The sequence below is a fragment of the Pseudomonas sp. B21-036 genome, assembly GCF_024748925.1.
Taxonomy (GTDB): Bacteria; Pseudomonadota; Gammaproteobacteria; order Pseudomonadales; family Pseudomonadaceae; genus Aquipseudomonas; species Aquipseudomonas palmensis.
On the sequence record NZ_CP087178.1, the window covers coordinates 1690364 to 1710316 of the forward strand.

Genomic DNA, 19953 nt, shown 5'->3' on the forward strand with positions numbered 1-19953 from the left:
TCAGGCATGAGCGCCGCGTCAGGATCATGCCGGGGTACGGCAGTTTATTGACAGCCATCGCAGGGCGGGCGGGCTTTTCGAGCCGCAGGTGCGCCGTTGTGATCGCCTGAAAAACCTACACAGATCGTATCGGCCCCAGGGCCGTGCGATGGAGGCGTTACCGTGAGCAAACAGGTTATCCCTTTCAACAAGCCGTTCGTGGTTGGCAAAGAGCTGTTCTACATTGCCCAGGCGGTCATGAACGGCTCCATTGCGGGGGACGGCGAATTCACCACGCTGTGTCAGGGCTGGCTGGAAAACAACCTGGGCTGTGAAAAGGCGCTGCTGACCCATTCGTGCACCGCTGCGCTAGAAATGGCCGCGATCCTGGCCGACGTCGGGCCGGGCGACGAAGTCATCATGCCGTCCTTCACCTTCGTCTCCACGGCCAATGCCTTCGTGCTGCGCGGTGCGGTACCGGTGTTCGTGGACATTCGCGACGACACCCTGAACCTGGACGAGCGCCTGGTCGAGGCGGCCATCACTGACAAGACCAAGGCGGTGGTGGCAGTGCACTACGCCGGGCAGCCGTGCGACATGGATGCCTTGGCGCAGATCTGCGAAAAGCATGGCCTGTTCCTGATCGAGGATGCCGCCCAGGCGATCCTGGCCCGCGACCGCAAGCGCGCCCTGGGCACCATCGGGCACCTGGGCTGCCTGAGCTTTCACGAAACCAAGAACGTCATCAGCGGCGAGGGCGGTGCCCTGCTGATCAACGATCCGCGGCTGGTCGAGCGGGCCGAGATCATCTGGCAGAAGGGCACCAACCGCAAGGCCTTCAGCCGCGGCGAAGTGAGCAAGTACACCTGGGTGGATGTCGGCTCGTCGTTCCTGCCCAGCGAGCTGACGGCCGCATTTTTGTACGCGCAGCTCGAGCATGGCGAGCGCATCAACAAGCACCGTCGGACCCTGTACGAGAAGTATTTCAGCCTGCTGCGACCGCTGGCCGCCGATGGTCTGTTCCAGCTGCCGCGTACCCTGGACGACAAGCCGGCCAACGCACACATCTTCTACCTGCTGATGCGCAGTGTCGAAGAGCGCACGGCGTTGATCGCGTTTCTGCGCGAGCATGGGGTGAATGCGGTGTTCCACTATGTGCCATTGCATGACTCGCCAGCCGGCCTGCGTTATGCGCGCAGCAGCGGCCAGTTGCCGATCACCACGGATGTCTCGCAGCGCCTGTTGCGCCTGCCGTTGTTTTCCGACATGCGTAGCCGCCAGGTGGCGCATGTGTGTGCGTGCATCGCGCGCTTTTTCCAGGACAAGCCTTCGAGCGCCTCGCGCTGACAGCAGCACGCCCCTAATCAGAGATTGGAGTTTCACCATGTCGCATGCCTCGCAGGTCGACGCGCAGGTCCTTGAGCAGGCGTTGTTTCGACACACCCTGATGTTCGCCAAACCCGAACACCCTTACTACATCATGGCGCCCGACTACCGGGACACCTCCTCGGGCATCGTGTCGCTGCACTACCTGTGTCACGTGCTCAATCTGAACGGGCGCGAGGCGTATCTGTGCGGGCCCAAGGTGGTCAACCCCAACCTGAAGACGCCGCTGCTCGACGCCGCCACCGAGCAGCGGCATCAGCAACACGGCAAGGTGGCCATCGCCGTGTATCCGGAGGTGGTGGTCGGCAATCCGCTGGGGCGCAGGGTGGTCTCGCGCTTTTTGCTGAACTTCGAAGGGCTGATCAACGGCAAGTCGATGGAGGCCGCGCCCACCGACCTGTTGTTCTACTACGGCCCGGCGCTGGCCGAAAAACGCGGCCACGCCAACCCCGACCTGCTGGGCCTGCCGGTGCTCGACATCGACCTGTTCAAGGCGCCGCCGGCGGGCACGCCACGCAGGGGTTGCTACCTGTATCAGAACCGTCATCCCCTGGAGCAGATCGACTACTCGCTGTTGCCCGAGGGTATCCAGTTGCTGCGCATCGCCAATGCGCTGCCGCTTCATGAACTGGCCCAGGTGCTGCGCTCGGCCGAGGTGATGTACAGCTACGAATGGTCGATGACCTGCGTGATTGCCGTGCTGTGTGGCTGCCCGGTGATCTTCATGCCCGGTAGTGGTGTCGACCAGACGTTTCTCGAAACCGGCTTCCTTGGCAGCGCCGGCTTTGCCCTGCTTGACCAGCCGGACGCGCTGGCCACCGCCAGGGCAGGGGTGGAGGGGGCATTGCAGCGCTACGTGCTGGCAACGCTGCCGTTCTGGCAGCAGCTGGATACGTTCATTGCCAAGACCCAGGCCGCGGCCGCGCTCGAAGCAGCGGACCTGAACCTGGGCGTGCTGTCCTGGTTGCGCGAGCGCCACCCTGATGCCCAGCAGCTGCGCCTGATCAACGAGCGCCTCGACAGCCAGTCGATGCCGGTCATCGGTGTGCTTGTGCTGGATGACGCTGATGATCGCCAGCGCCTGGCCGCCACCCTGGCCAGCCTGGGTACGCAGCGCTGCCTGTACCCGCACCTTGAGGTCAGCGTGCTCGGCAACCAGTCGTTGGCCAACCCGCAGGTACGGCATGTGCCCTGTGCCCGGGAGCGGCAAGCTGAAGCCATCAATACTGCGCTGCAGCACAGCCGGTGCGACTGGTTTCTGATCGTGGAGGCGGGCGTCGAATTCACGGCCTCGGGCCTGCTGATCGCGGCACTCGAGCTGGCCGGTGCCGAGGCCGGTTGCCTGGCGTACATGGCGGATGAAGCGATGCGCGCGACCAATGGCAGCACCGACATCGCACTGCGACCGGATTTCAACCTCGACCTGCTGCTGAGTTTCCCGGCAAGCCTGTCGCGGCACTGGTTGTACCAGCGCCAGGCCTTGTTGCAACGGGGCGGCTTCGCCCTCGACTGCGCTCGGGCGTTCGAGCTGGAGTACCAGCTGCGCCTGGTCGAACAGCAGGGCCTGGGCTGCGTGGGGCATGTCGCCGAGCCGTTGCTGATCGGCGAGGCCCTGCCATTGCGTGATTGCGCCCACGAGCGCGCGGTGCTGGAACGCCACCTGCAGGCCCGCGGTTACACGCAGGGGCAGGTCGCGGTGCTGGCGTCGTTGCCGGGCCGTTATCGTCTCGATTACGGGCATGCCCAGGCCGCCTCGGTGAGTATCCTGATCGCCCTGGAAGGCAGCGTCGGCCACTTCCAGCGCTGCATCGAAACCTTGCTGGAGAACACGGCGCTGGCTGGCGGCTTCGAAGTGCTGTTGCTGGCGCCGTCTGCCCTGGACGAGGCTGCCCGTGAATGGCTGGCGATGGTCGAGCAGATCGGCGGTGAGCAGATTCAGGTCCTGCACTATGCTGCCGGCCAGTCGCGGGTTGCCATGTGCAATCACGCGGCGCAGCAGGCCCGTGGCGATTTCCTGCTGTGGCTGGATGCGCGTGCGGGGATCCTCGCGCGCGACTGGCTGCAGCAATTGCTCAATCACGCCCAGCGGCCCGAGGTGGGCGCGGTGGGGGCCAAGCTGATGGCGGCCGACGGCAAGGTCCGGCATGCCGGCCTGGTGCTGGGGCTCACCGGCCTGGTGGGCTCGGCATTCGACGGGGTCGATCATCAGCAGGCCGGTTACATGGGGCGGCTGCAGGTCGATCAGGACTGTTCGGCGCTCAGTGGCGAATGCCTGATGCTGCGCCGGGCGCTGTTCCTTGAGGCCGGCGGCTTTGCCGAAGATCCGCTGCTGGCCCGCTGGGTGGATGTCGACCTGTGCCTGAGGCTGCAGGAGGCCGGTTACCTGAACGTCTGGACGCCCCATGTGCAATTGCTGATGGACGCTTGCGAGCGCGACGCGGCGACCACGGAGCAGGAGGACGCTCTGCTGGCCCGCTGGCTGCCACGCCTGGCCCGCGATCCGGCATACAACGCCAACCTGTCGTTGCAGGTGCCGGGTGGCTTTGTCCGGGCGAGCAACTCGCTGGTGTGGAACCCGCTGAAAAGCTGGCACCCGCTGCCCATGTTGCTGGCTCACCCGGCCGACCTGCAGGGCGCCGGCCAGCAGCGCATCGTCGAGCCGTTCAAGGCGCTGCGCGAGGCGGGGTGGGTGGACGGGCTGGTCACGCCGCACCTGCTGTCTGCCGTGGAGCTGGAGCGCTACGCACCGGACACCGTGCTGCTGCAGCGCCCGCTCGATGACGCGCAACTGCTGGCCATGCGGCGCCTGCGGGCGTTCTCGCGGGCGTTCAAGGTGCTCGACGTGGACGGCTACCTCCCGCAGATGCGCTTGCAGGGCGCGCATGCCGGGTTTGGCGCCGACGAAATCAGCCAGCGCTTGCAGAGCGCGGTGATCCTCGCCGATCGCATCATCGTGCCTGCGCCCGCGCTGGCCGAGTTGCTGGCAGGCCAGCACGACGATATTCGTGTGCTGGAGGCCAGCTTGCCGGGCCGATGGTGGCGCAATCTCCAGGGCAAGCGTGGCATGGGCAGCAAGCCCCGTGTCGGCTGGGCCGGGGCGGTGGATGCCGACCTGCTGGTCGATGTGGTCAGGACGCTGGCCGCGGAGGTGGAGTGGGTGGCGCTGGGCGACTGCCCCGAGGCCCTGCGCCCCTACATGAAGGAGGTACACGCCGCCGTCGCCCCCGAACGGCAGGCCGCAGCGCTGGCCGCGCTCAACCTGGACCTGGCGCTGGCGCCCATGGCCCAGAGCCTGCTCAATGCCTGCTCGGGCAACCCGGGGTTGCTGGAGTACGCCGCCTGTGGCTACCCGATCATCTGCAGCAATGTGCCGGGCTTTGCCGGTGTCGATGTGCTGCCGCTGACCCGCGTGGCCAACACCACGGCCGACTGGCTGGCCGCGATCCGCCTGCACCTGGGCGACCCGCAGGCTTCCGCCAGCCTGGGCGAGGTGCTGCAGGCCAGCGTGCGGCGCGACTGGCTGCTCGAGGGCGAGCGCCTGGCGCTGTGGCGCGCGGCCTGGCTGGCGGGCTGAGCGGTTTTGCAGGGCGGTCGGGCCTTCCCGACCTGGCCGTCCTCACGTGACCGTGAAGTGCTGTGCACAAGCATCGCCCTGGTTCGCGTACAATGCCGTGACTTGGCAGTCGAAACGTGCATCTCTAAGCTAATGAATCAGCGGGCGGTGCAGGTGGCCTGGAGCGGCGCTGCGTGAGATCCCTTGCCTGCAGGGGAGTGAGGCCCGTGAAAATCCGCATATCTATCGGGAAGCCACAATGATTGGCATCAAAAGTATCGCGAGTTACGTACCTGTCGAGGGTCTGAACAATTACGCCCAGGGTGCGAAATTCGGCAAGGATCAGGACTTCATTCTGGGCAAGATCGGTTCGACCTTTCTGCCGCGCAAGGAGGCAGGTCAGGAGACCTCGGACTTGTGTGTAGAGGCCGCCAAGGTCCTGTTCGCTGCCAATCCTTCGTTGTCCCCGGAGTCGATCGATGTGCTCATCGTGGTCACCCAGAACGGCGACGCCGAAGGGTTGCCGCACACTGCCGCGATCGTCCAGCACAAGCTTGGCTTGCCCACCCATGTGGCGGCCTTCGACATTTCCCTGGGCTGTTCCGGTTACGTCTACGGCCTTTATGCCATCAAGGGCTTCATGGAGGCGGCGGGGCTGAAGAACGGCCTGCTGATCACCGCCGATCCCTATTCCAAGATCGTCGATCCGGAAGATCGCAACACCACCATGCTGTTCGGTGATGCTGCCACGGTCACCTGGATGGGCGAGGACGCGGCCTGGCAACTGGGCAAATCGAGCTTTGGCACCGACGGCGGCGGCGCAGAGCACCTGAAGGTGAATGACGGGGTGTTCTTCATGAACGGTCGCCAGGTGTTCAACTTCGCGTTGCTCAAGGTACCTGCGCACCTGCGTCAGTTGCTCGAGGCGAGCAACCTGGGGGCCAACGACATCGACCTGTTCTGCATTCACCAGGGCAGTGCGGCAATCGTCGATGCCGTGGCGCGCCGCTTCGAGGAAGACAAGCCCGAAACCATCGAGAAATTCGTCAAGGACATGGTCGAGACCGGCAACACGGTGTCCTCGAGCATTCCGTTGCTGCTGGAAAAGCACGTACTGGGCACCCAGCACAGGCGTGTGGCCTTGAGCGGTTTTGGCGTGGGCCTGTCGTGGGGCTCGGCAATCATCGAGCGTCGGGACTGAACCGACCTCCCGTCTACAGAAGCGCTGCCTTGAAGGTGGCGCTTTTTTTTGCCTTTGCGGTATGCCACAACCAAGGCTGTGCCGCAGGGGCCATAAAGCTGGCGTCAAACCCTTGATTTCATTGGGGTGGCAGGGTGCCAGTAAAAATTTTCAAAAAACCCCTAAAGCAACCTGCACAGACGACGATAACTATTACGAAGGTTCTCTAGGCCACACCCGGCGCTTGCCAGGGCCGGAAGCCGCAATACCCACAAACGAGGAATTCGTCATGGCATTAACCGTAAACACCAACGTCACGTCGCTGAACGTTCAGAAAAACCTGAACCGCGCTTCCGACGCCCTGAGCACCTCGATGACTCGCCTGTCTTCCGGCCTGAAAATCAACAGCGCCAAAGACGACGCCGCTGGCCTGCAGATCGCTACCCGTATGACCTCGCAGATCCGCGGTCAGACCATGGCAATCAAAAACGCCAACGACGGTATCTCGATCGCCCAGACCGCTGAAGGCGCGATGCAAGAGCAGGTCAACATCCTGCAGCGTATGCGTGAACTGGCTCTGCAATCGCGAAACGACTCGAACGATTCGGACAACCGTGACTCGCTGAACTCCGAGTTCGCTCAGATGCGTGACGAGCTGACCCGTATCGCTCAGTCCACCCAGCTGAACGGCAAGAACCTGCTGGACGGTTCCGCCAGCACCATGACCTTCCAGGTCGGTTCGGAAACCGGTGGCATCAACCAGATCAGCATCGACCTGACCGGCAAGTACCTGGCCAGCGACCTGGGTATCACCAACGCCATCACCATCGCCGGTAGCGACAGCGCCACTGCCGAGACCAACTTCTCGGCTGCAATGGACGCGATCGATGCTGCGGTCAAGACCATCGGTGAAGGCCGTGCTGCACTGGGTGCCGTTCAGAACCGTCTGACCAGCACCATCAACAACCTGCAGAACATCAACGAAAACGCCGACGCTGCCCGTGGTCGTGTACAAGATACCGACTTCGCTGCCGAGACCGCTCAGCTGACCAAGCAGCAGACTCTGCAACAAGCTTCGACTTCGGTTCTGGCCCAGGCCAACCAGCTGCCATCCGCCGTACTGAAACTGCTTCAGTAATCGCCTGATGGTTATCGGCGGGGGAGTGCACCTGTGGCGCTCCCCCGCCTTTTGCATTGAGAGGTGGTTGGCATGGATATGAGCGTCAAGCTGAACCTGTCCTACCAGGCTGCAAAGCCTGTGGAGCAGCCCACCGAGCGCCCTGCGGTCAAGCCCGTGGAGGCTGTCGAATCCATCAAGCCAGCGAAGGAAAGCGCCGACAGCGGCCTGACCGAAGCTGAGAAGGTCAAGAACGCGCTCAAGGACATCGAGAAGTTTCTCGCCTCGTCGCGTCGCAATCTCGAATTTTCCACGGATGAAGAATCCGGCCGAATTGTAGTTAAAGTCATCGCCAGTGAAACCGGTGAGCTGATCCGCCAACTTCCTTCGGAAGAGGCGTTGAGAATTGCCCACAGTCTGAGCGATGTTAACAGCCTGCTGTTCAACGCCAAGGTCTGATGCTGGCGTCCGAGCAGCACGTTCGCTAGCCTTGATCGGCTAGGGGCGGCGCGCAACCAAGAGGGAATAGCAATGGCGAGTTCAATTTTACCGGGCACCGGTCTGGGTTCTGGGGTCGATATCAACAAGATCGTCAGCACGCTGGTGGCGTCTGAAACCGATCCGAAAGCCAACCAGATCAAACGCCAGACTGCCAACAACTCGGCCATGCTTTCTGGTGTCGCATCGCTCAAGAGCGCGCTGTCTGTCTATCAGGCGGCGATGAAGAAGCTCAATGATCCCCTCGCGCCGTCGTTCAATGCCTATGCGGCAACGTCCAGCAACGACGCCGCGATCAAGGCAACCTCTAACAATACCGCGGTGCCTGGTACCTACACGATCCGTGTCGACAACCTGGCCACCTCGTCCAAGGTGGCCAGCCAGAACTTCGACACCGGCGCCACCACGCCGATTCCCGAAGGCGACCTGCTGATTACCCAGGACGGTGTCACCCACACCGTCAAGGTCGGCCCTGGTGCAACCTTGCAGTCCGTGCGCGACACCATCAACTCGTCGCTGTCCGAGAAAGGCATCACTGCCAACCTGGTCAATGGTGCAGACGGTTCGCGCCTGGTGTTCAGTTCGACCAAGACCGGTGAGGGTACGGACATTTCCGTCGACGGCACCATCGACGCGCTCAAGATCGCGCCGGGCGAGAAGATGGATGGTGACGGTGCCGGCTACATCGGTGAGCCGGCCAAGGACGCAAAACTGTACGTCGACGGCCTGCCGGTCACGAGCAAGAGCAATACCGTCACCGGTGCCATCAGTGGCATCAGCCTGGACCTGCTTCAGGCAACCGGCCCCGACGCCAGCAAGGCTGTACAGGTTACGGTGGGTGAGAACACCGATGGCCTGAAAAAATCGGTGCAGGCCTATGTCGATGCCTATAACACCCTGATCAAGGCGGTCACCAACCTGACCTCCGTGAGCAAGGATGCCGATGGCAACACCGTGCTGGGCCCGTTGACCAACGACCCGACCACCCGTTCGCTGCTGAGCGACCTGCGCAGCCAATTGGCGACCGAGTCGGACGGTACCCGCCTGACCACCCTCAGCCAGCTGGGCATCAACACCCAGAAGGACGGTACCCTCGAGTTCAACTCCGTCAAGTACGACGCGGCGATGAAGGACAAGAAGCTCGGTGCCGACGTGCAGGAGCTCTTCACCGGTAAAAATGGCGTGTTCGCGCACATGAACAAGGCGATCGAACCGTACCTGCAGACCGGTGGCATTCTCGACTCGCGCAAGAACGGCCTGGACAGGCTGCAGAAAGACCTCGAGAACCAGCAGGAGGCCCTGGATCGGCGCATTGCGTCGCTGACCGAGTCGCTGACCAAACGCTACGTGGCCATGGATACCCTGGTCGGCAAGCTCGAGGCGCAGCGCAAGAACATTGCCTCGATGTTCGCCTCGATCGAAGCGCAGCAGAAGAACTCCTGATAGCAGGGGCCGCAAAAAAGCCCGGCAGCACCCCTTCGGGTGCTCCGGGCTTTTCGTTTTCGGGGTTAAAGTTTTTTGACCCGCAGGCGATACAGGCGGTATATGAACCTTTTCGTTTGTTACGAGGTAGAACATGAACCCTATGTTGGCCCTTCGGCAGTATCAGAAAGTCAACGGCGTGGCGCAGACCTCCGAGGCCAGCCCGCACCGTCTCGTGCAGATGCTCATGCAGGGCGGGCTGGATCGCATCGCGCAGGCCAAAGGTGCAATCGCGCGCAATGACCTGGCCCAGAAGGGCATCCTGATCGGCAAGGCCATCGGGATCATCGGCGGTCTGCGCGAAGGGCTCGACCTCGAAAACCAGGCCGAGGCACTGGCCGACATCGATGGGCTGTACGCCTACATGAGCAGGCGCCTGGTCGAGGCCAACGTGCAGAACGACCCGGAGATCCTCAATGAAGTCGCACGCCTGCTGATTACCGTCAAGGAAGGTTGGGACGCGATCGGCGATCAGGTCGCCGACGTCTAGGAGAACGCCATGAGTGCCGTGCTCGAACGTATCGAACAAACCCGCGAAGCCCTGCTCGGGGCATTGGCCAGCCGCGACTGGGAAACGATCACCGAACTGGACCTGAGCTGCCGTGTTTGCGTCGAGGACGTACTGGCCGAGGCATCGACCAACGAACAGGTTCTGCGCACCAGTCTTGAGGAATTGCTCGACGTCTACCGCCAACTAATTGATGTTGCAAGTGGTGAACGTCAAACAATAGTCGACGAGATGACGCAGATCCGCCAAGCGAAAAACGCCGCAAAGGTATACCATCTGTTCAGCTGACGCTGGACGGTTCGAAAATGCAGTGCGCCATAAATTTGACTGTGTACGATTTTTTGACTTAACTAGTGGCTGTTTTCTAATTTCAGACGTCCGATCACTGACCGCTCCAGTCGGAATGGATGTCGAGCATGCCCACATTGGGTGTCGAGTTGACTAGGGAAGTTTCGATTGCATGTGGCGTGAAACCAAAATTCTCCTGATCGATGACGATGACGCTCGCCGCCGCGACCTGGCGGTGGTGCTGAATTTTCTTGGCGAAGAAAATCTTTCCTGCTCCAGCCACGATTGGCAGCAGGTCGTTCAGTCGTTGTCATCCAGCCGTGAAGTACTCTGTGTCCTGGTCGGCACCGTGAACGCTCCGGCAAGCCTTTTGGGCTTGCTTAAGACCGTGGCTGCCTGGGATGAGTTCCTTCCGGTATTGCTGTTGGGTGAAATATCTTCTGCCGAGTTGCCCGAGGACCTGCGCCGCCGGGTGCTTTCCAACCTGGAGATGCCGCCCAGCTACAGCAAGCTGCTTGATTCGCTGCACCGTGCCCAGGTCTATCGCGAGATGTACGACCAGGCCCGCGAGCGCGGTCGTCAGCGTGAGCCCAACCTGTTCCGTAGCCTGGTCGGTACCAGCCGCGCCATCCAGCATGTGCGCCAGATGATGCAGCAGGTGGCCGACACCGACGCCAGCGTGCTGATCCTCGGCGAGTCGGGTACGGGCAAGGAAGTGGTCGCGCGCAACCTGCACTACCATTCCAAGCGCCGTGAAGCGCCGTTCGTGCCGGTCAACTGCGGCGCGATCCCGGCCGAGCTGCTCGAAAGCGAACTGTTCGGTCACGAGAAGGGGGCGTTCACCGGCGCCATCACCAGCCGTGCCGGGCGTTTCGAGCTAGCCAATGGCGGCACCCTGTTCCTCGACGAAATCGGCGACATGCCGCTGCCGATGCAGGTCAAGCTGCTGCGCGTGCTGCAGGAGCGCACCTTCGAGCGTGTGGGTAGCAACAAGACCCAGAGCATCGATGTGCGCATCATCGCCGCCACTCACAAGAACCTCGAGAGCATGATCGAGGTGGGCAGCTTTCGCGAAGACCTGTACTACCGCCTCAATGTGTTCCCGATCGAGATGGCCCCGCTGCGTGAGCGGGTCGAAGACATTCCGCTGCTGATGAACGAGTTGATCTCGCGCATGGAGCACGAGAAGCGGGGGTCGATCCGCTTCAATTCCGCCGCGATCATGTCGCTGTGCCGCCATGGCTGGCCGGGCAACGTGCGCGAGCTGGCGAACCTGGTGGAGCGCATGGCGATCATGCACCCGTATGGCGTGATCGGCGTGTCCGAGCTGCCGAAGAAGTTCCGCTACGTCGATGATGAGGACGAGCAACTGGTCGACAGCCTGCGCTCGGACCTGGAAGAGCGCGTGGCAATCAACGGCCATACGCCCAATTTCAGCAACCATGCGATGTTGCCGCCCGAAGGTCTCGACCTCAAGGACTACCTGGGCAGCCTCGAGCAGGGCCTGATCCAGCAGGCGCTGGACGATGCCAACGGTATCGTGGCGCGTGCCGCAGAGCGCCTGCGCATCCGCCGCACCACGCTGGTGGAAAAAATGCGCAAGTACGGCATGAGCCGTCGCGATGGAGACGAACAGGCGGAGGATTGACGCCTGCTTCCTGCTGGCAGGCCCCGACCGGGGCCTGCCGAACGCAATACCCCTATTTTCCACAGGGCTGTAAAGCCTGCCCTTGCTGGCTTTGGGCGGCGCGCCGCTGCTGCTGGCACCCCCCCGTCAAAGTATCCGGCACGTCTATTGCTATACCGCTGGCAACATACCGTTTTATGACGGTGAGCCATGCGAGAGAGCAACCCATGCCCCACGCCGCCCACATCCCCGCCGCCGAGCCCAGGCGTTCTGACGCCGCCGAACAGCAGAGTCGTCAGGGGCTCGAGCAGGCGTTTGCCCTGTTCGACCAGGTGTCGACCCAACTGAGCCAGTCCTACAACCTGCTCGAGGCCCGTGTCACCGAGCTCAAGGGGGAGTTGGCCGTGGTCAGTGCGCAGCGCATGGCGGAGCTGGCGGAGAAGGAGCGACTGGCCAACCGCCTGCAGAACCTGCTGTCGCTGTTGCCCGGCGGGGTGATCGTGATCGACGGCCAGGGCCGCGTGCGCGAGGCCAACCCGGCCGCCGTCGAACTGCTGGGTCAGCCGCTGGTGGGCGAGCTGTGGCGTCAGGTGATCGCCCGCAGCTTTGCGCCGCGCGAGGACGACGGCCACGAAGTGTCGCTGCGCGATGGTCGCCGCCTGTCGATCGCTACCCGCTCGCTGGATGCCGAGCCGGGCCAGCTGGTGCTGTTGACCGATCTCACCGAAACCCGCCACCTGCAAAGCCAGCTGGCGCGGCACGAGCGCCTGTCGACCCTGGGGCGAATGGTGGCCTCGCTGGCGCATCAGATCCGCACGCCACTGTCGGCCGCCTTGCTGTATGCCAGTCACCTGGCCGAGCAGGACCTGCCGCTGGACACCCGTCAGCGTTTTGCCGGCAGCCTCAAGGAGCGTCTGCACGAACTCGAGCACCAGGTACGCGACATGCTGGTGTTCGCCCGCGGCGAACTGCCGCTGACCGACCGTGTGACCCCCAAGGCGTTGTTCCAGGCGCTGCAGCAGGCCGCGCAGGTACATGTACAGGGGCATGCTGTGCGCTGGCAGTGCGACAGCCACCTGGGCGAATTGCTGTGCAACCGCGACACCCTGGTGGGGGCGCTGCTCAATCTCATTGAAAACGCCCTGCAGGCCGCGCCCGGCGCTGCTCGGCTCAAGGTACACCTGTATCGTCGCGGGCAAAGCCTGCGCCTGTGCATCAGCGATGCCGGGCCGGGCATCGACAGTGCATTGCTGGCGCGCCTGGGCGAGCCGTTCCTGACCACCAAGGCCACTGGCACCGGGCTTGGCCTGGCGGTGGTGATGGCGGTTGCCCGAGCACACCAGGGCACCGTGCAGCTACGCTCGCGCCCCGGGCGCGGTACCTGCGCGCTGGTGACCCTGCCGCTGATCGGCGCACCGCTGGAGGCAACGGCATGAGGGCGATCAAGGTTCTGCTGGTCGAGGATGACCGCGTACTGCGCCAGGCCCTGGCCGATACCCTGGAGCTGGGCGGTTTTGCCTATCATGCAGTGGGCTCGGCCGAAGAAGCGCTGGAAGTGGCGGCCAGTCAGCCCTTCAGCCTGGTGGTCAGCGACGTCAACATGCCGGGAATGGACGGCCACCAGTTGCTGGCCGCGTTGCGGGCCCGCCAGCCGCAGTTGCCGGTGCTGCTGATGACCGCGCACGCTGCCGTTGAGCGTGCAGTGGATGCGATGCGCCAGGGCGCTGCGGACTATCTGGTCAAGCCCTTCGAGCCACGCGCATTGCTCGACCTGGTGGCCCGTCATGCCCTGGGCGTTGCCAGCGGCGCGGACGCCGACGGTCCGGTGGCGCGCGAGCCTGCCAGTGCGCAGTTGCTCGAACTGGCCGCGCGGGTGGCGCGCAGTGATTCCACCGTGCTGATTTCCGGCGAATCGGGCACCGGCAAGGAGGTGCTGGCGCGCTACATTCACCAGCAGTCCCTGCGTGCCGACCAGCCATTCGTGGCCATCAACTGCGCCGCCATCCCCGACAACATGCTCGAAGCCACGTTGTTCGGACATGAAAAGGGCTCGTTCACCGGGGCGATAGCCGCCCAGCCAGGCAAGTTCGAGCAGGCCGACGGTGGCACGCTGCTGCTCGACGAGATTTCCGAAATGCCGCTGGGGCTGCAGGCCAAGCTGCTGCGAGTGCTGCAGGAGCGCGAGGTCGAGCGGGTAGGCGGGCGCAAGCCGATCGCGCTGGACATCCGCGTGGTCGCTACCACCAACCGCGACCTTGCCGGCGAAGTGGCGGCGGGGCGGTTTCGCGAAGACCTGTTCTATCGCCTGTCGGTGTTCCCGCTGGCCTGGCGACCGCTGCGCGAGCGCAGCGCCGACATTCTGCCGCTGGCCGAGCGTCTGCTGGCGCGACACGTCAATAAAATGAAGCATGCCCCCGTGCGCCTGTCGGCCCAGGCTCAGGCCTGCCTGCAAGGCTATCCGTGGCCGGGCAACGTGCGCGAGCTGGACAACGCCATCCAGCGGGCGCTGATCCTGCAGCAGGGCGGGGTGATCGAGGCGGCGGACTTCTGCCTGGCCGGGGCGTTGCCGCTGCTGGCGATATCGCCCGTAGAGCCGGTGCCGGTGCTGGCCGAGCCGTCCGAACCAGCCGGGCTGGGGGATGATCTGCGCCGCCACGAGTTCCAGATGATCATCGATACCCTGCGCGCCGAGCGCGGGCGCCGCAAGGAGGCTGCCGAGCGTCTGGGCATCAGCCCGCGCACCTTGCGCTACAAGCTGGCACAGATGCGTGATGCCGGCCTGGATGTGGAGGCGAGTCTCTACGCCAGCGGCGTGTGACGCCGTAACCGGTCGTTTTTGTTGGTCCTGTGGGTAGAGCTGGCACTCTTGTTGCTAAGTTCTGCCTGTCCGCTGCGTAGTGTCAAAAAAATGCGGGTCGTCGGAGAGAAGAGTCAATGAGCCAAGGTGTTGAATTTAATCGATTGATGTTGGACATGCGGGCCATGCAGGCGGACGCCATGTCGATGTCGAAGGCTGCCCCTGCGCCAGAGCTTGGCTCGAGCGGTTTTGCCGACATGCTTGGCCAGGCCATCAACAAGGTCAGCGATACCCAGCAGGCGTCCACCCAGTTGGCCAACGCCTTCGAGATCGGCAAGAGCGGCGTCGACCTTACCGACGTGATGATCGCCTCGCAGAAGGCCAGCGTGTCGTTCCAGGCCTTGACCCAGGTGCGCAACAAGCTGGTGCAGGCGTATCAAGACATCATGCAGATGCCGGTATAAGGGCGAGATTGAGTCATGGCCGAAGCAGTCGTTGATAACGTGCCCGCCAAAGGCAGCCCGGCGCCCAAGCCGCCGCTGTTCGGCATGTCCTTTCTGGAAAACATCGCAGAGATGCCCATGCTGCGTCAGGTCGGCCTGCTGGTCGGGTTGGCGGCGAGCGTGGCGATCGGCTTTGCCGTGGTGCTGTGGTCGCAGCAGCCCGACTACCGCCCGCTGTACCCAAGCCTTGCCGGCATGGACACCAAGCAGGTCATGGACACCCTGTCCGCCGCCGACATCGCCTACAACGTCGAGCCCAGCTCCGGGGCGCTGCTGGTCAAGTCCGAAGACCTCTCCCGTGCGCGCCTGAAACTTGCCGCGGCCGGCGTGGCGCCAGGCGACGGCAACGTCGGCTTCGAACTGCTCGACAAGGAGCAGGGGCTGGGCACCAGCCAGTTCATGGAGGCCACCCGTTATCGTCGCGGCCTGGAAGGTGAACTGGCGCGTACCATCTCCAGCCTGAACAACGTCAAGGGTGCCCGCGTGCACCTGGCCATTCCGAAAAGCTCGGTGTTCGTGCGCGACGAGCGCAAGCCCAGTGCCTCGGTACTGGTCGAGCTGTATTCGGGGCGTGGCCTCGAGCCCGGCCAGGTGGCGGCCATCGTCAACCTGGTGGCGTCCAGCGTTCCGGAACTGAACAAGTCCCAGGTGACCGTGGTCGACCAGAAGGGCAACCTGCTGTCCGACCAGGGCGAGAACTCCGAGCTGACCATGGCCGGCAAGCAGTTCGACTACAGCCGCCGCATGGAAGGCATGCTCACCCAGCGCGTGCACAACATTCTGTTGCCGGTGCTGGGCAACGACCGCTACAAGGCCGAAGTCTCCGCCGACGTCGACTTCAGTGCGGTCGAGTCCACCTCCGAACAGTTCAACCCCGACCAGCCTGCCTTGCGCAGCGAGCAGTCGGTGAACGAACAGCGCTCCAGCAGCATGGGCCCGCAGGGCGTGCCTGGTGCCCTGAGCAACCAGCCACCCGGCCCGGCCACTGCGCCGCAGCAGACCGGTCAGGCACAGGCCGCCGCGGGCATGGTGCAACCAGGCCAGCCGCTGCTGGACGCCAACGGCCAGCAGATCATGGACCCGGCCACCGGCCAGCCGATGCTCGCACCGTACCCGGCCGACAAGCGTCAGCAATCGACCAAGAACTTCGAACTGGACCGTTCCATCAGCCACACCCGCCAGCAGCAGGGGCGCCTGAGCCGCCTGTCGGTCGCGGTGGTGGTCGACGACCAGGTCAAGCTCGACCCGGCCACTGGCGAGTCGACACGCGCCCCATGGGGGGCCGAAGACCTGGCGCGCTTCACGCGCCTGGTGCAGGACGCCGTCGGCTTCGATGCCAGCCGCGGTGACAGCGTCAGCGTGATCAATGTGCCATTCGCCGCCGACCGTGGCGAAGTGTTCACCGAGATTCCGTTCTACCAGCAACCGTGGTTCTGGGACATCATCAAGCAGGTCATGGGCGTGCTGTTCATCCTGGTGCTGGTGTTCGGCGTGCTGCGCCCGGTGCTCAACAACATCACCGGCAACGGCAAGCAGGGCGCCGGTGCCGATGGCGACATGGAACTGGGCGGCATGCTCGGTCTGGATGGCGATCTGGCCAACGACCGCGTCAGCCTGGGTGGTCCGCAAAGCATTCTGTTGCCTAGCCCGAGCGAGGGTTACGACGCTCAGCTGAACGCAATCAAGAGCCTGGTGGCCGAAGACCCGGGTCGTGTGGCCCAGGTCGTGAAAGAGTGGATCAACGCCGATGAGTGATAATCGAGCCCTTACCGCCAAACTGACCCGTGTCGACAAGGCGGCCATCCTGCTGCTGTCGCTGGGTGAAACTGATGCGGCGCAGGTGTTGCGCCACATGGGCCCCAAGGAAGTGCAGCGGGTCGGCGTGGCCATGGCGCAGATGGGCAACGTCCATCGCGAACAGGTCGAGCAGGTGATGAGCGAGTTCGTCGAGATCGTCGGCGACCAGACCAGCCTGGGTGTCGGCTCTGACGGCTACATCCGCAAGATGCTCACCCAGGCCCTGGGCGAGGACAAGGCCAACGGCCTGATCGACCGCATCCTGCTGGGTGGCAACACCAGCGGCCTGGACAGCCTGAAGTGGATGGAGCCGCGTGCCGTGGCCGACGTGATCCGCTACGAGCACCCGCAGATCCAGGCCATCGTGGTGGCCTACCTGGACCCCGACCAGGCTGGTGAGGTGCTGGGCAACTTCGATCACAAGGTGCGCCTGGACATCATCCTGCGCGTCTCCTCGCTCAACACCGTGCAGCCGGCGGCGCTCAAGGAGCTCAACCAGATTCTGGAGAAGCAGTTCTCGGGCAACTCCAACGCGGCGCGTACCACCCTGGGCGGTATCAAGCGCGCGGCCGACATCATGAACTTCCTCGACAGTTCGGTCGAAGGCCAGCTGATGGACGCGATTCGCGACGTCGACGGCGAGCTGTCCGAGCAGATCGAAGACCTCATGTTCGTCTTCAACAACCTGGCCGATGTCGACGACCGCGGTATCCAGGCGCTGTTGCGCGAGGTGTCCTCGGACGTGCTGGTGGTGTCGCTCAAGGGCGCCGACGAGAAGGTCAAGGACAAGATCTTCAAGAACATGTCCAAGCGGGCTTCCGAGCTGCTGCGTGACGACCTCGAGGCCAAGGGCCCGGTGCGGGTCAGCGACGTGGAAACGGCGCAGAAAGAGATCCTCACCATTGCCCGGCGCATGGCCGAAGCCGGCGAGATCGTGCTTGGCGGCAAGGGCGCCGAAGAAATGATCTAAAGCCGTTCGCCGGCCCCGGCTCCTCCACAGGAGCCGGCCTTGCCGGCGGATGCCTCAACGCGGTACACGCCGGTGCCTGGCGGCCGCATCGCCGACCACCCCGGCGCCTACCCAATTGAACGCGTGGAATCATGTCGACCAACGAGCACCTGAGTGAACTGATCCCCGCCCGCGACGTCGAGGGCTTCGACCGCTGGGCGCTGCCCAGCTTCGACCCGGAGCCGGAACCCGAGCCCGAACCCGAGCCGGAAATCGTCGAGGAAGTCGAAGAGGTGCCGCTGGAAGAAGTCCAGCCGCTGACCCTCGAAGAGCTCGAAAGCATTCGCCAGGAAGCCTATAACGAAGGCTTTGCCACCGGCGAGCGCGAAGGGTTTCACAGCACCCAGCTCAAGGTCCGCCAGGAGGCCGAAGTGGCCCTGAGCGCCAAGCTGGCGAGCCTGGAGCAGCTGATGGGCCACCTGCTCGACCCGATCGCCGAGCAGGACAACCAGATCGAGAAGGCCCTGGTGCACATGGTCAGCCGCATCACCCGCGAGGTGATCGGGCGTGAGCTGGCCACCGACTCCAGCCAGATCACTTACGTGCTGCGCGAGGCCCTCAAGCTGCTGCCGATGGGCGCCGAAAACATCCGCATTCATGTCAATCCGCAGGACTTCGAGCTGGCCAAGGCCCTGCGCGAGCGTCATGAGGAAAATTGGCGCCTGCTCGAAGACGACGCACTGTTGCCCGGTGGTTGCCGCATCGAGACGTTGCACAGCCGTATCGACGCCACCGTCGAGACCCGCATCGAAAAGGCCATGACCCAGTTGTTCGACCAGTTGCATGACCAGGGCCTGCACCCTGCCGCGCCAGACTTGCACGTCGACCTTGCTGGCGACCCGGGCACCCGCGAGGCCACGCCCGATGCGCCTTGACCGCACCAGCTTCGGCAAGCGCCTGGGCACCTATGCCGAGGCCGTGAGCCTGCCGGCGCAGCCGGTGGTGGAAGGGCGGTTGTTGCGCATGGTCGGCCTGACCCTGGAGGCCGAGGGCCTGCGCGCTGCCGTCGGCAGCCGCTGCCTGGTGATCAACGATGACAGCTACCATCCGGTGCAGGTCGAGGCCGAGGTCATGGGCTTTGCCGGTGACCGGGTGTTTCTCATGCCGGTGGGCAGCGTTGCCGGCATCGCGCCCGGTGCGCGGGTGGTGCCGCTGGCCGAAAGCGGCCGCCTGCCGATGGGCATGAGCATGCTCGGTCGCGTGCTGGACGGTGCCGGCCGGGCGCTGGATGGCAAGGGTGGGATGAAGGCCGAGGACTGGGTGCCGATGGACGGCCCCACCATCAACCCACTCAACCGCGACCCCATCAGCCAGCCGCTGGACGTGGGCATTCGCAGCATCAATGGCCTGCTGACGGTGGGCCGTGGCCAGCGCCTGGGCCTGTTCGCCGGTACCGGCGTGGGCAAGAGTGTGCTGCTGGGCATGATGACCCGTTTCACCGAGGCCGACATCATCGTGGTGGGGCTGATCGGTGAGCGGGGGCGTGAGGTCAAGGAGTTCATCGAGCACATCCTGGGCGAGGAGGGCATCAAGCGTTCGGTGGTGGTGGCATCCCCTGCCGATGATGCGCCGCTGATGCGCCTGCGCGCCGCCATGTACTGCACGCGGATCGCCGAGTACTTTCGCGACAAGGGCAAGAACGTCCTGCTGCTGATGGATTCGCTGACCCGTTTCGCCCAGGCCCAGCGGGAAATCGCCCTGGCCATCGGCGAGCCGCCAGCCACCAAGGGCTATCCGCCTTCTGTGTTCGCCAAGCTGCCCAAGCTGGTGGAGCGTGCCGGCAACGGCGAGGCCGGTGGTGGCTCGATCACCGCCTTCTACACCGTGTTGTCCGAAGGCGACGACCAGCAGGACCCGATTGCCGACTCCGCGCGGGGCGTACTCGACGGCCATATCGTGCTGTCCCGGCGCCTGGCCGAAGAGGGGCATTACCCGGCCATCGATATCGAGGCTTCGATCAGCCGGGTCATGCCGCAGGTGGTCAGCCCCGAGCAGATGACCCAGGCCCAGCAGTTCAAGCAGCTCTGGTCGCGCCTGTCGCAAAGCCGCGACCTGATCAGCGTGGGTGCCTATGTGGCTGGCGGCGACCGCGAGACGGACCTGGCGATTTCCCTGCAACCCAAGCTGGTGCAGTACCTGCGCCAGGGGCTCAATGAAAACGTCAGCCATGAGCAGAGCCGCGATGAACTGGCGGCGGTCTTCGCCCCAGCGGCTTCGGGCTGATAACCG

At 64.0% G+C, this 19953-nt stretch carries 17 protein-coding genes; 16 read left to right on the plus strand and 1 reads right to left on the minus strand.

The window, feature by feature from the left end; all coding sequences use genetic code 11:
• Positions 1 to 162 precede the first annotated feature (162 nt).
• From rffA to LOY33_RS07695, 8 genes are all read left to right on the plus strand, one after another.
• Positions 163 to 1326, plus strand: coding sequence for a dTDP-4-amino-4,6-dideoxygalactose transaminase (rffA, locus tag LOY33_RS07660; RefSeq protein ID WP_054915641.1), 1164 nt, complete (start codon positions 163 to 165; stop codon positions 1324 to 1326).
• 37 nt (positions 1327 to 1363) lie between these two features.
• Entirely contained in the window at positions 1364 to 4939 is a 3576-nt protein-coding gene (locus LOY33_RS07665; protein WP_258662391.1) for a glycosyltransferase, read from the plus strand.
• A gap of 238 nt (positions 4940 to 5177) precedes the next feature.
• Positions 5178 to 6119: a ketoacyl-ACP synthase III gene (locus tag LOY33_RS07670; RefSeq protein ID WP_054915639.1), complete on the plus strand. Its 942-nt coding sequence runs from the start codon at positions 5178 to 5180 to the stop codon at positions 6117 to 6119.
• Between the two features lie 268 nt (positions 6120 to 6387).
• A complete protein-coding gene (locus tag LOY33_RS07675; protein ID WP_054915638.1) occupies positions 6388 to 7236 on the plus strand; it encodes a flagellin domain-containing protein in 849 nt (282 codons plus the stop codon).
• Between the two features lie 72 nt (positions 7237 to 7308).
• Positions 7309 to 7674, plus strand: coding sequence for a flagellar protein FlaG (locus LOY33_RS07680; protein WP_043861796.1), 366 nt, complete (start codon positions 7309 to 7311; stop codon positions 7672 to 7674).
• Between the two features lie 72 nt (positions 7675 to 7746).
• Positions 7747 to 9156, plus strand: coding sequence for a flagellar filament capping protein FliD (fliD, locus tag LOY33_RS07685; protein WP_078480281.1), 1410 nt, complete (start codon positions 7747 to 7749; stop codon positions 9154 to 9156).
• Positions 9157 to 9289: 133 nt separating this feature from the next.
• Entirely contained in the window at positions 9290 to 9685 is a 396-nt protein-coding gene (gene fliS / locus LOY33_RS07690) for a flagellar export chaperone FliS (RefSeq protein WP_043861798.1), read from the plus strand.
• 9 nt (positions 9686 to 9694) lie between these two features.
• Complete coding sequence (locus LOY33_RS07695; RefSeq protein ID WP_043861799.1) at positions 9695 to 9991, plus strand: flagellar assembly protein FliT; 297 nt, start codon at positions 9695 to 9697, stop codon at positions 9989 to 9991.
• 94 nt (positions 9992 to 10085) lie between these two features.
• Here the strand turns inward: LOY33_RS07695 and LOY33_RS07700 are convergent, their stop codons facing one another.
• On the minus strand, positions 10086 to 10274 hold the full coding sequence (locus LOY33_RS07700; RefSeq protein ID WP_229590459.1) for a hypothetical protein: 189 nt from the start codon (positions 10272 to 10274) through the stop codon (positions 10086 to 10088).
• On the opposite strand from LOY33_RS07700, the gene fleQ reads away from it, so the two are divergent.
• The 8 genes from fleQ (at position 10221) to fliI (ending at position 19947) form a co-directional block, all read left to right on the plus strand.
• On the plus strand, positions 10221 to 11639 hold the full coding sequence (fleQ, locus tag LOY33_RS07705) for a transcriptional regulator FleQ (RefSeq protein WP_235384250.1): 1419 nt from the start codon (positions 10221 to 10223) through the stop codon (positions 11637 to 11639). The two genes, LOY33_RS07700 and fleQ, sit on opposite strands and share 54 nt — an antisense overlap.
• 206 nt (positions 11640 to 11845) lie before the next feature.
• Positions 11846 to 13054, plus strand: coding sequence for a PAS domain-containing sensor histidine kinase (locus LOY33_RS07710; RefSeq protein WP_054915635.1), 1209 nt, complete (start codon positions 11846 to 11848; stop codon positions 13052 to 13054).
• Positions 13051 to 14436 carry a sigma-54 dependent transcriptional regulator gene (locus LOY33_RS07715; RefSeq protein WP_258662394.1) on the plus strand — a complete coding sequence of 462 codons (1386 nt, stop codon included), beginning with the start codon at positions 13051 to 13053 and terminating at the stop codon, positions 14434 to 14436. Before LOY33_RS07710 ends, LOY33_RS07715 begins: the two co-directional genes overlap by 4 nt.
• Before the next feature lie 116 nt (positions 14437 to 14552).
• Positions 14553 to 14879, plus strand: a complete 327-nt coding sequence (gene fliE / locus LOY33_RS07720; RefSeq protein ID WP_043861803.1) for a flagellar hook-basal body complex protein FliE — start codon at positions 14553 to 14555, stop codon at positions 14877 to 14879.
• A gap of 15 nt (positions 14880 to 14894) precedes the next feature.
• Positions 14895 to 16673, plus strand: a complete 1779-nt coding sequence (fliF, locus tag LOY33_RS07725) for a flagellar basal-body MS-ring/collar protein FliF (RefSeq protein ID WP_043861804.1) — start codon at positions 14895 to 14897, stop codon at positions 16671 to 16673.
• The gene (gene fliG / locus LOY33_RS07730) at positions 16666 to 17685 is read left to right on the plus strand and encodes a flagellar motor switch protein FliG (RefSeq protein WP_043861805.1); all 1020 of its coding nucleotides are present in this window, start codon (positions 16666 to 16668) and stop codon (positions 17683 to 17685) included. Before fliF ends, fliG begins: the two co-directional genes overlap by 8 nt.
• Positions 17686 to 17816: 131 nt before the next feature.
• Positions 17817 to 18599 (plus strand): flagellar assembly protein FliH, encoded by a 783-nt coding sequence (gene fliH / locus LOY33_RS07735; RefSeq protein WP_258662403.1) that lies wholly within the window; start codon positions 17817 to 17819, stop codon positions 18597 to 18599.
• Positions 18589 to 19947: a flagellar protein export ATPase FliI gene (fliI, locus tag LOY33_RS07740; protein ID WP_043861807.1), complete on the plus strand. Its 1359-nt coding sequence runs from the start codon at positions 18589 to 18591 to the stop codon at positions 19945 to 19947. Before fliH ends, fliI begins: the two co-directional genes overlap by 11 nt.
• The last annotated feature ends 6 nt before the right edge of the window (positions 19948 to 19953 follow it).